An 11,517-nucleotide genomic window follows, 5' to 3' on the forward strand; every position below is an offset into this window, starting at 1 on the left:
ACGACTACAGGTCGCCGGTCGTGAAGGAAAGGTTGGCGGCGTGAACCGTAATCAGTGTCCAAGATTACTTGACCAGTTCAGCTCCCTCGCCATAGGACAACTGGGAGGCGTTCATTTATTCCTGCAAGGCGGGAGTATCGAAAGAAGGGTGCTCGGACAGCAGGTGATGCCATTCCATTCGAAACCAAGGTGTGAATTGCACGTGTGGTTCTGAAAGTTGGGCGTTTATCTCGGCGCGGGTCCACCACTGCGTCTCGCTGACTTCTTCAATCACTGGCGAGACCGTAGCGTCAGATTGAGCAACCAGTACATGGCAAAATTCGTGTTCCGAACCGATCTCACCAAAACTGGCATGGTACTCAAAACTATAGAGAAAGCGGCAGGCAGCAGAGACACCTAATTCTTCATGCAAACGACGGGACGCGGCATCCAGAATGCTTTCGCCAGGCGCCGGATGACTGCAGCAAGCATTTGACCAGAAGCCTGGCCAGAGCATTTTACCGGCAGCACGACGTTGAAGCAGATGACGCCCATCGCTATCGATCAGGTGAACCGAAAATGCGCGATGAAGCCTTCCTGCGCCCAAGTGTGCAGCGCGTTTGTCATAGACACCTATCGGTACATCCTGTGCGTCAACTAACACGACATCATTGTTCATTCTGTATTCCTTCCCTGCAGTTACGCACCCGTCCGCGCGCCGCGCAGCGTTTACGCGTTTCTACTCATGTCAGGGGACTTGTCCCCAGGCACTGATTAATGTCAAAGCGGCGTCGGTGAACGCTGGATCAGCGCGCAATTCAGCCATGGCATCAAGGTCATTCTGGGTGAGTAGCCCGAGCCTCAGCAGCGCTGGACCCGCCTGTGCCGTGGTTGCGGCCCAGAACGTATCGGCTGGGCTGTTGTCGCCGATTTGGCCTTCAAGGCTACGGTGCGCAATGTTTGAGAGTCCGCGTTCACGTAACTGGCGGGGAAGCGTATCGGCCCAAAGCATGTCGGAACCAATGGACTGCGCCAGAAGAGCGATGCCTGCCTGGGCTACTTTTCGGAACAATGGGTTCGCCGTCCTCAAGCTCGGTTGCAGACTCACGTCTTCGATCACCAGCCAGCCGCCGGGGCGGATCCAGGTAAGGGCGCGCGTCACTATGTCATCGCGTTCGGTGAGATGACACAGCAGCGCCCGAGCGTGCACCACATCAAAGGAGGCAGCCGGGAAATCGTCGGTCGCAGCATTATGGGTGACCACCTGGATGCCAGGTACATCGACCAGGAATCGCGTATCTATGTCGGTGGCGGTGACCACCGCGTTGGGATATCGCTTGGTCAGCCAGCCTGCCAGCGATCCGGCACCGGCGCCTAGATCCAGGATGGCAGGTTTGGGCGGAAGATCGAGCTGATCAAAAACCGCGTGACTCAACGGATCAAACACAGATTCCAGGGTGCGCAGCCGTGCCAATTGGCCGGCGTGTTGATCGCCCAGACAGCTGCGGGTGTAGTCGGGGTTCTCGACGGCGTCAGTAGTGTTCATAGTGAGACCACCAGCCGGTCGGGACCGCGATTGAGGAATCCGCGTTCAGTGGGCTGGAAGCCCGGCGCCCAGCGCATGTTCGGAAAGGTCTGTAGCAGCAGGCGAGCGCCGATCGTGATCTCCATGCGTGCCAGCAGGGATCCCAGGCAGAAATGACGCCCCGCGCCGAAGGCGAAATGACTTGTCGATTGATGGGGGCGCGACATATTGAAGGTGTCCGGGTCGGTGAATTGATCCGGGTCACGGTTGGCCGAACCGATCAGGCAAGCCAGGGTCGCGCCGGAGGGAATCGTTCCAGAAGGCAGTTCCAGCGGTTCACGGGCTTCCCGGAGTATGAGTTGCAGAGGAGGGTTGCGACGCAGGGTTTCGGTGAGTGCATTGTCCATCAAGCCTGGATCCGCCATTACCGCCGCTTTGACGCCGGGCTCGCTCAGCAGGTTGACAAGGAGATTTGCCAGGGCGCCGTGGCTGGTCTCGCTGCCTGCAGTCATCAGGATCGCGCAGTAGGCCCGGACGAATGTTTCCGACAACGGCTGATCGTCAATTCGCGCTGCCAGGAGCTGCGAGATCAAATCGTCTCTGGGTTCGGCGCGGCGCGCGTCAATGTGCGGCTGGATGAAGTCGTAGAAACTGTCTCGGTTGGATAACCCACCGGTCAACAGCGCCGGGTCCTGTCGATAGTTGCCCATGTAGGCAAACCCTATGGAGCACCAGTTCTTCAACTGCGCCACCTGCTCTCGGGTTTCAGCCGGGAGTCCCAGCACACGCGCCATCACCCGAACCGGCAGCGCTGCGGTGAAATCGGCAATCAGCTCTACCTGGGGTCGGCCTTGCATCTGCGCCAGCAAGTCGCGGGTCACCGCAGTGATGGAGGCTTCGAGCACGGCGAGGGCCTTGCTGCGGAACGATGGGCTGAGCAACGCCCGGTGCTGAGCGTGTTCGCAGCCATCCATAGCGACAATTGTGTGCCCCAACAGCGGTCCGATCTGCCACGCGTAGTTGTTACTGCTCGCACCAGGATGGGTCAATGCGGCTTTGACATCCACATGCCGACTGACCAGCCACACATCCGTAGGTTCGTCGTACACGATCGGTAGCGTGGTACGTAAACGCTCATACAAAGGGTAGGGATCGATTTCGAACTGCCGGGATTTCAGGGTCGGAGGGGTGCGTTTCAGGTCCACTTCCCGATTGGCCTGCGCCGTAGCGTCGGCGGCATGCAGGTGATAGCGAGAAACGCTCCGGTGCCAGTCGCCCGCCGCCCGGACGACCTGGCGCAGCCGATCCGGGTCGGTCGCAGCGCCCGGCGGGTGATCGGCCGGGCGAGCCGCTTGCGCAGTGAACTCCGCGACCGCCGTATTCACCCTCTGTTGGGCGGATTCGATGGCGGTAGGCCAGTCGGTGCCGGCGGCGTCCGCGAGTATGGACACCAGGTTGAAGCGCTCACCACACACCACATCTTTGGCAATCGAATGAATATCGTTGGTCCAGGCAATGATATTGGCAGCATGTTCACGCAGCCCGTTCCACCATTCGATGTCTGCTGAGTGCTGGTACGGGTCGAGGGTTTCGGCCGCATCGATCAGGTCAAAGAAGAACAGTGCGCCGAACGAATCCCGACGCAACGGCAGATACTCTGCCAACGTGAGGGTGCTGTCCGTTTCCCGTATGCGTACCAACTGTGCCTGCGCTCGCAAATGCCCGAGCAAATGCCCGGTGAGCCTCTGCCGCCAACGCTCGTCACCCCAGCAGCGGGTTCGCGGCCACAGATCATCCACCAAGGCCACGAGCATGGGGTCATCAAATCGGTGGGTTCCACCCGACCGATCAGCACTGTCATCCTCGATCACCGCCTGCACCGCCGTGACGAAACACGCCAACGCGCCGTTTTCCGCCCAGGGTCCGTCATCGATGCGGTCATCGAGAATGAGCGCCCACAGATACCAGCACACCAGGGTCTCGGCTCGAGGTGTGGGAGCGGCCCCACATAACGCGATCCCCAGATCAAGCAGCGCAGTGGTGCTCAGCCGGTGTGCGCCGCGCCGGCCGATCAAGCCGTATTGCTGCGCCCAAGCGAGCGCATGCATGCGCAATCGATCACCGTCGGCACGTGGTGACGGACCGGCGAAAGGAAGCTCAAGCTCGGGAATGATCAGGGGTGTGGGCGGTAAATGAGGGTTATGGCGAGTGCTTGGATCGCCTTCGCTGTGTGCCGTTGGCATGGTGCTGTCCTTTTCTAGAGGTCTATTCAAAGGCTATTCCTTTAAGCCGCTTGGCTTGGAATCACCGGCTATGGATGTCCAAAGCACCCTCCGAAATACGTGGGAACCGACGAAGTTTTAGCCCCCGTACTGCTCGTCGACATCAGCGCCGAAGGTGTTCCTGCGGTGTCGTAGGTAGCGGTTTTCCAGCCAAGGTGACCTTACGCGAAGGCGCTCATCTTCAGGTGTGGGAAAAGTACGAAGTCGATATTGGAAAAGCCACCGCATATCGTCAGCGTGACGCAGCTGTTTTCCCGGCCGCTCATTTCGACCCACGTTTGATTATTGGGCTGGGATCGCCGACACGATGCAGCAATGGCTTGAGGAGGAGGGCAGTGATGGCTTCAACGTCTGTTTCCGAGGTTGCCAGGTGGGTTGGATGACGTTGTCGATGAGGTCGTTATCGGAAAAGGAGGGGCATTGCACCCCTCGTTCCGGTTTGAGTCTTACTCTTTGACGTCCATGAACTCTTCAGCCCAAGCCACGTAGTTTTCCGGCAAGGTGTACGTGTGGGTCAGCTCGGTAGCGCTCAAGTTATCGGTGCTATGGGTCAACTGGCGCTGAGCACGCAGGCTGTCGTAGGTCGCCTTGATCGCGGCAAAGTAGGCGCCGTGACCAGCAACCACTACACGCACACCGAGGCTGGCCAGACGCTTGGCGTCATTCAGTTTAGGGTTGCCATACGTCACCAGCATCAGCGGCACCGTCAGGTTCTCCGCGATCTGCTCGAGGTGCTCGAAGTCAGCCACACCCACCATACAAATCCCATCGGCACCGGCTTTCTGATAAGCCAGGGTGCGCTCGATAACCGCTTCAGTCGGCAACACGCCAGCATTGGTGCGGGCAATGATCGACAGTTCTGGATCAACACGCGCTTCCAGCGCGGCGCGGACCTTGCCGATGCCTTCTTCAATGGAGATCAGGTCAGTGGATTTACGCCCGAACTGCGCAGGCAGCAGCGTGTCCTCAATGGTCAAGGCGGCCACACCGGCACGCTCAAGCTCCTCGACGGTGCGCATCACGTTAAGGGCATTGCCGTAGCCGTGGTCGGCGTCGGCAATGAACGGCAGTTGGGCAACGCGACCTATACGGGTGGCTTGTTCGACGAACTCACTCAGCGTGATCAGCGCGAAATCGGGTGCGGCCAATACCTGCAACGAGGCAACGGAGCCACCGAGGATGCCGACTTCGAAACCCAGGTTAGCGGCGATACGCGCCGACATCGGGTCAAAGACGGAAGCGGTTTCAACGCAGGTTGGGGTGGCAAGCAATTCACGGAATGTGCGGCGCAGGGCTGAGTGAGAAATCTTTGGCATGGGCTTTCCTGGTTCTGGTCATCGTCTTGTGACGATCAATGTCTATTCGTGGTGGGGCGAGATTAACATGCGGGCGAAGGGGAGATGATGACGTTTCAGCATTAGGGAAGGGGCTGGCGCGTGGATAGTGGGCTTACGGTTTGGGACGTGTGAAAGTACATGGGGCGTGGACAGCTGAAAATGCCGTTAGAGTGGTCATCCTTGTCTCGATAGCTGGGTGAAAAATGAATTCTGGGCTTTTTGTTTCTCTGGATGGGCCCAAAGGCACCGGCAAAACCACGCTGTTGGAGGCAGTAACGGCAGCGCTGAGGGCGGACAACAAGAAAGTTATCCGACTTTGCGAGAGAAAAAGCGATCCCTACAGGAAGGAAACCATGGCCCTGGTTAATGAACTTGCCAGAAATCCCTCACGGGATCTGGAATGGGCTGTGTGTGAGCGCTTTGCCGAGAGTCGTCGCTGGATTTCGCGGAACGTGCTGACTCAGCAACCGTTGCACAGCATTATCCTGATTGATCGCTGGTATCCGTCTGATGCTGCGTTTCGACACACCATCCCGTTTGCAGAGATTCTGCGGTTGAACCTGGAGCGAGACGTGCGAGTGCCGGACCTGCATGTTGGCGTTGTCACCGCGCCGGATATTTCCTGGGCAAGAGCAACTGCACGGTCGCGAGGACTGGGCGGGACGGTGATCCGCAAGCACACAGAGCATGTCGCGTGTACAGAGATGTTCGAGCAGGCGGCTGCGGATCAGGGCTGGGTGTTGTGCCGTAATGAAGGCACGATCGAAGACGCCGTCAAGCAGGTGGTTGCGCAGATACAAAAAATAGCTGGGTGACGTGTATAACGTAATACTTGATTTAACATAATATACATTATGCGTAATACAATACTGCGTAATCAGGGGTAGTGCCCGTCAGATTTCAACAGACAAAACCCCTATCTGACTCAAACCTGAGCAAAGCCCCCATCAACAAACATTTCACTGCCTGTCATGAAGCTGCTCTCATCCGATGCCAGGAACAACGCTGCTGCTGCAACTTCTTCAGGCTTGCCGATACGACCCAATGGAAGCTGCGCAGTCATGTCGTCGATGATTGCTTCCTTTTGTCCCGTGCCTGAAAGCGCCAGGTCAAGACCCGGTGTCGAGATCGGCCCGGGTGAAAGTACGTTGACGCGAATCCCCGTGCCTTTCAGATCCAGTGCCCAGCTCCTGGCGAAATTACGCAGCGCCGCCTTGGTGGCGCTGTATACGCTAAACGCCGGTGTGCCCATGGTGCCTGTGGTCGAACCGGTCAGGATCACTGAGCTGCCGGCGTGCATGAGTGGCAACGCCGCCTGCACGGTAAACAGCGTGCCTTTGACGTTGATGCCGAATGTACGGTCAAACGACTCCTCAGTGATCGATCCGATCGGCTGGAAATCTCCCAGGCCTGCGTTGGCGAACAGTATGTCAACTCGGCCTTTATCGGCTTTGACTTGAGTGAAAATGCGCTCGAGGTCGTCCAGTCTTGAAATGTCACCTTGTATGGCGATGGCGTCAGCGCCGATCAGGTGTAGCGCCTTGTCCAGTTCTTCCTGCCGGCGACCGACGATCACCACCTGTGCGCCTTCAGCCGCAAAGCGAATGGCGGTTGCCAGGCCGATGCCGCTGTTGCCGCCGGTAACCACTGCAATTTTGCCGTTGAGCCTGTTCATGATGAACTCCAAAGAATGTTGAGGCCCAACTGTAGATCTACGCTATTCTTTTGAATAGTATGCACCTTTTAGTAAGTACCCCCTGGAGCCTTTATCCTGATGGCCAACAACTCATTTAACTGTGGTCTCGAAGCCGCCCTGGCGATGATTGGTGGTAAATGGAAGCCACTGGTTCTGTTCAATCTGGCCCAAAACGTTCATCGATATGGCGAATTAAGACGCGCGATTGGCGGCGTGACCGATAAGGTACTGATCCAGCAACTCAAGGAGTTGGAGCGCGATGAGATCATTGCCCGGGTGGATTTCCAGGAAATACCGCCTAAAGTCGAATATTCCCTGACGCCCTTCGGGCAGTCCCTGGCCACGGCGCTGGGTGCGCTGTGCCAATGGGGCACGGAACATATGCAAACAGTTGAGCGCATCGCCGAACGACGTACGTCTGCCCTCGCCCAACCGTGAGCCCCCTGCCCCGACAGCCAACTCAACTAAATGACTATTTAGTTGAGTTAAATCAATAGGTTACAATCTAAACCGATCAACAGACTGCGACAGCTTGCCTGCCAGGTTGGACAACTCGTCCGTGGTCGACGCCGTCGTGGCGATCACCCGGCTATTGTTCTGCGACATGCCCGCAATCATCTCCACCTGATGGGCAATTTCATTGCTGGCCAGGCTCTGCTCACCGATAGTGCGGGAGATATCGTTGACCATTTCCGTGGTATTCAAGGTGGCCTGGAGGATCTCGCGGATCGCCCGCTCCACCTCGGCGGTCACCGCCATGCCCTTATCCACTTGAGCAACGCCCTCCTCCATGCTGGTGACGGCTTCCCGCGTGCTTTGCTGGATGCGGCCGACCATGCTGGCAATTTCCTGGGTCGAGGCGCTGGTACGCCCGGCGAGGCTGCGTACTTCATCAGCGACCACGGCAAACCCGCGGCCCTGCTCACCGGCGCGTGCGGCTTCGATCGCGGCATTCAAGGCCAACAGGTTGGTTTGGTCGGCGATCCCTTTGATCACCTGGATAATGCTGAAGATCGCCTCGGACTCCTTGTCCAGCGTGCGGATCACCTGGGCGGATTGCTGAGCGGAGCGCGCAATGCCGTCCATGTCACTGACCACCTGATGAATCACCCGCCCGCCGTCCTTGGCCAAGGTTTCGGCCTGGTTCGCCATCTCGAGTGCGCGTCCGGCATGCCGGGTGATTTCCTCGATACTCGCCGTCATTTCACTCGCAGCGGCGGCCATGGTCGTGGCCGCTGAGCTTTGCTGCTGGCTGCTGCCGGCCACTTCATGGCAGCCGTGGCTGAGTTGTTCGCTCATGCCATTGACCCCTTGCGCGTTGCTGCGCACCACTTCGATCATGCCGCGCAGATCCCGCTGCATCGTGGCGAGGCTGCGAATCAATGCGCTGGCTTCGTCCTTGCGGCGGGGTTCGACAATCGGCTCACTCAAGTTGCCATGGGCGATGCTGTCGGCAATGCGGCTGGCCATTTGCAGCGGCCCCATGATGCTGAGCATGACCCAGCGGCCTTGGGCCAACAGCAGCAAAAGACTGGCGATCAACACCGCACCCAGGGTGAGGTTGGCGTTGCTGATGGTCTGCCGAGTGCCCACACTGGTTTGCTGGGTGTTGTTTTCGATCAGCTCGCTCAGCGTCGCCATTTGCTCTTCCAGGCGGGTGAACGCGGTATTGAACGTATCCAGTTCAGCACGCGCGGCTTCGGGATTGTCCAGCGCGAGGGTGACGATACGCTCACCCGCGGCGATGTAGCTTTCCAGGCTGGGTTTGATTTTTTCCAGGTTGGCCTTAAGCGTATCGTCCAGCGGCAGCTTGAGGTTGTCCGCCAACACCTGGCGAAAGTGCTCGGCGTGTTCCTTGAGCGAGCTGTTGACTTCGGCCTTGGTGCTGGTGCTTTTACCCAGGCCGACCAGCATGGCCGACAGCACGTCGGCGCGCAGCGCATCGTGCATCATGTCGGCTTCCATATGGTTGCGCAGCACGGTCATGCTGACCTCGCTGTCCTGCACGGCGTCGCCCATCCGGTTATTCCCCAGGTAACCGGTCAAGCTCATGATCAAGGCCGTGAGCAACCCGGTCGTAATCAACAGCATCAAGCGTAGTTTGATCGTCATGCATATATCCCCATGCCTGGTCAGCCGGTTGGGATGCCAACCGTAGAAGCCCCGCTGGTCATGTTATCGGCAACGCGTACAGCTTATTGAAGCCTAAGTTTGCGGATCTGCGCGGATCCCTTAAGCTGACCGACCCTTGCTCCACCCGGAACTGCCCATGTCTCGAAGTATCGCCCACCTCGCCCTGCTGCTGGGCTTGATCACCGCCGTCGGCCCCTTTGCCATCGACATCTACCTGCCGGCCCTGCCGACGCTGGGCGCGAGCCTGCTGGCCTCACCGGCGTTGGTACAAATGAGCCTCACCGTGTTCTTTGTCATCATCGGTGTGTGCCAGCTGTTCTACGGGCCGATCAGTGATGTATTCGGGCGTAAACCGCCGATCTATGCCGGCCTGGTTATTTTTGCCGTAGCCAGCGTCGGATGTGCCTTGGCGCCGACCATCGAATCACTGATCGCCTTTCGTGCGCTGCAAGCGTTCGGTGCGTGCGCAGGCATGGTGATTCCCCGGGCTATCGTGCGGGACCTGTACACCGGGCATGAAGCGGCAAAATTGATGGCCTTGTTGATGCTGGTGATGAGTGTCTCGCCGATCCTTGCGCCGCTCGCCGGCAGCCTGGTGATCGCGCTGTGGAGCTGGCGTGAAGTATTTGCCGTGCTGGCGGTCGTCGCGGTGGCGTGCCTGGTGATGACCATCGTGCAATTGCCCGAAACCCACCCGGCCGAACGTCGGCTGGGCAAGACCTTGGGCAACGCCTTCAGCAGCTATGGCGCGTTGCTGCGTGATCCGGTATTCATTGGCTTGTCGGTGGTGTGCGGTTTTGGCCTGGCGACCTTCTTCGTGTTTATCGGCAGCGCGCCGTTCGTGTACATCGAGCATTACGGCCTGACACCCACGCAATTCAGCCTGGGGTTTGCCCTGAATGCCGCCTCGTTCTTCGCCATGAGCCAACTCACTGCACGCCTCAGCGCGCGCTTTGGCCTGGCGCCGCTGATTCGTGGGTCGGTGGTGGCGGTGGCCGCGGTGATGGCCGTGCTCGCGACCACCACGCTATGGGTCGATAGCTTGGCCTTGATGATGACGATGCTGTTTATCGGCTTCGGTTTTCTCGGTTTGCTGTTGCCGGCGGCCGGGGTGTTGTCACTGGAGGATCACGGCGCAGTGGCCGGTTCTGCCTCGGCCTTGCTGGGGGCGATCCAGATGATTACCGCCGCAGTGTCCATGACCCTGGTCGGCGTGTTCGCCGATCACACACCCGCGCCGATGTTGATCGGAATCGCACTGTGTGGCATCGCGGCGATGCTCACTACACTGTGGACGCTGCGTCGTCTACCGGCTCACTTGGCGAGTGCCCCGCCCTCCTCCTGATCGCTGCCCAATTGAGCCAGGTACGCCCACGGATAAATCCCGCGCGGGTGACCATCGTTGGGCAGTGGAAATACCGTTTTTGCAAAAGCTCAAAGCTAACCACTCGTCGGGCTTCGACGGCATCCGTTACAACTATCGACTAGCGGGTAACTACTAATCCCATAGCCCCTTTGCACACCTATGGAGATTGATATGACTGATTACCCTCGCCCACCCTTCGCCCCTCAAGCTCAAGCTGTTCCGGGTACGCAGAAAAAAATGGACCCGTATCCCGATTGCGGCGAGAAAAGCTACAGGGGCTCCGGCCGACTCGCCAACAAGATCGCCCTGATCACCGGGGCCGACAGCGGCATCGGGCGCGCCGTGGCCATCGCCTTTGCCCGTGAAGGCGCCGACGTGGCCATCGCTTATCTGGATGAGCATGAGGATGCCCAGGAAACCGCACGCTGGGTCGAAGAAGCCGGTCGCCAATGCCTGTTGCTGCCGGGTGATATTGCGCAGAAAAGCGTGTGTCAGTCGTTGGTGGACAAAACAGTCGAGCAGTTCGGCCGCATCGACGTGCTGGTGAACAATGCCGCGTTCCAGATGAGCCACGAAACCCTCGAGGAAATCGAGGACGAGGAATGGGTGAAAACCTTCGATATCAACATCACGGCGATGTTTCGCCTCTGCAAGGCGGCCTTGCCACATATGAAGGCCGGCAGTTCGATCATCAACACCAGTTCGGTCAACTCCGACATGCCCAAGCCGACGCTGCTGGCCTATGCCGCCACCAAAGGCGCGATTGCCAACTTCACCGGTGGCTTGGCGCAGTTGCTCGGTAGCAAAGGTATTCGGGTCAACAGTGTGGCACCGGGGCCGATCTGGACGCCCCTGATTGTGGCGACGATGCCGGATGAGGACGTGAAGAGCTTTGGCAGCGAAACCCCGCTGGGGCGTCCGGGGCAACCGGTGGAAGTCGCGCCGATTTATGTGCTGTTGGCGTCGGATGAGGCCAGCTACATTTCGGGTTCGCGTTATGCGGTGACTGGCGGTAAGCCGATCCTCTAATGCCTCACTGTGGGGCTGGCTTGTCTGCGAAGGCGGCCTCATAGCTGACCGGGATTTGGATCAGACGGAGTACATATCCGTTGTTTGGGTAACGGCTGAAATGGGTTCCGCCCTTACGGCGGGTCACTTTTGGAAGAGCGCCAAAAGTAACCAAAAACGCTTCGCCCCAA

At 58.7% G+C, this 11,517-nt stretch carries 10 protein-coding genes and 1 pseudogene; 4 read left to right on the plus strand and 7 right to left on the minus strand.

What is annotated here, in order from left to right; translation table 11 throughout:
* Window positions 1-115: 115 nt before the first annotated feature.
* The 4 genes from idi to AO064_RS26585 all read right to left on the minus strand — a co-directional run bounded on the left by idi (window position 116) and on the right by AO064_RS26585 (window position 5,102).
* Window positions 116-658 (minus strand): isopentenyl-diphosphate Delta-isomerase, encoded by a 543-nt coding sequence (gene idi / locus AO064_RS26570; RefSeq protein WP_064055103.1) that lies wholly within the window; start codon window positions 656-658, stop codon window positions 116-118.
* 69 nt (window positions 659-727) lie between these two features.
* Window positions 728-1,525, minus strand: a complete 798-nt coding sequence (locus tag AO064_RS26575) for a class I SAM-dependent methyltransferase (protein ID WP_064055104.1) — start codon at window positions 1,523-1,525, stop codon at window positions 728-730.
* Window positions 1,522-3,747: a cytochrome P450 gene (locus AO064_RS26580; protein ID WP_064055105.1), complete on the minus strand. Its 2,226-nt coding sequence runs from the start codon at window positions 3,745-3,747 to the stop codon at window positions 1,522-1,524. The genes AO064_RS26575 and AO064_RS26580 overlap by 4 nt, the downstream gene beginning before the upstream one ends.
* A 485-nt stretch (window positions 3,748-4,232) precedes the next feature.
* The gene (locus AO064_RS26585) at window positions 4,233-5,102 is read right to left on the minus strand and encodes an isocitrate lyase/PEP mutase family protein (RefSeq protein WP_064055106.1); all 870 of its coding nucleotides are present in this window, start codon (window positions 5,100-5,102) and stop codon (window positions 4,233-4,235) included.
* Between the two features lie 224 nt (window positions 5,103-5,326).
* Between AO064_RS26585 and AO064_RS26590 the strand changes: the two genes are divergently transcribed.
* On the plus strand, window positions 5,327-5,938 hold the full coding sequence (locus AO064_RS26590; protein ID WP_064055107.1) for a dTMP kinase: 612 nt from the start codon (window positions 5,327-5,329) through the stop codon (window positions 5,936-5,938).
* A 110-nt stretch (window positions 5,939-6,048) separates the two neighbouring features.
* Here AO064_RS26590 and AO064_RS26595 read toward each other — a convergent pair whose 3' ends face one another.
* Complete coding sequence (locus AO064_RS26595; RefSeq protein WP_064055108.1) at window positions 6,049-6,798, minus strand: SDR family NAD(P)-dependent oxidoreductase; 750 nt, start codon at window positions 6,796-6,798, stop codon at window positions 6,049-6,051.
* A 99-nt stretch (window positions 6,799-6,897) separates the two neighbouring features.
* Here AO064_RS26595 and AO064_RS26600 point away from each other — a divergent pair, with 99 nt between their 5' ends.
* Window positions 6,898-7,257: a winged helix-turn-helix transcriptional regulator gene (locus AO064_RS26600; RefSeq protein WP_012724228.1), complete on the plus strand. Its 360-nt coding sequence runs from the start codon at window positions 6,898-6,900 to the stop codon at window positions 7,255-7,257.
* A gap of 60 nt (window positions 7,258-7,317) precedes the next feature.
* Here the strand turns inward: AO064_RS26600 and AO064_RS31935 are convergent, their stop codons facing one another.
* Both AO064_RS31935 and AO064_RS31940 read right to left on the minus strand, forming a co-directional pair.
* Window positions 7,318-8,181 carry a methyl-accepting chemotaxis protein gene (locus AO064_RS31935; RefSeq protein ID WP_371914029.1) on the minus strand — a complete coding sequence of 288 codons (864 nt, stop codon included), beginning with the start codon at window positions 8,179-8,181 and terminating at the stop codon, window positions 7,318-7,320.
* Window positions 8,176-8,931: pseudogene (locus AO064_RS31940) on the minus strand (MCP four helix bundle domain-containing protein); the annotation flags it as partial. The pseudogene AO064_RS31940 and the gene AO064_RS31935, both read right to left, overlap by 6 nt.
* Window positions 8,932-9,088: 157 nt before the next feature.
* Here AO064_RS31940 and AO064_RS26610 point away from each other — a divergent pair.
* Together AO064_RS26610 and AO064_RS26615 are read left to right on the plus strand one after the other, a co-directional pair.
* A complete protein-coding gene (locus AO064_RS26610; RefSeq protein WP_064055110.1) occupies window positions 9,089-10,297 on the plus strand; it encodes a multidrug effflux MFS transporter in 1,209 nt (402 codons plus the stop codon).
* Between the two features lie 192 nt (window positions 10,298-10,489).
* Window positions 10,490-11,347 (plus strand): glucose 1-dehydrogenase, encoded by an 858-nt coding sequence (locus AO064_RS26615; RefSeq protein WP_064055111.1) that lies wholly within the window; start codon window positions 10,490-10,492, stop codon window positions 11,345-11,347.
* Window positions 11,348-11,517 lie beyond the last annotated feature (170 nt).

The sequence above is a fragment of the Pseudomonas marginalis genome, from assembly GCF_001645105.1.
In the GTDB taxonomy this organism is placed as follows: Bacteria; Pseudomonadota; Gammaproteobacteria; order Pseudomonadales; family Pseudomonadaceae; genus Aquipseudomonas; species Aquipseudomonas petroselini.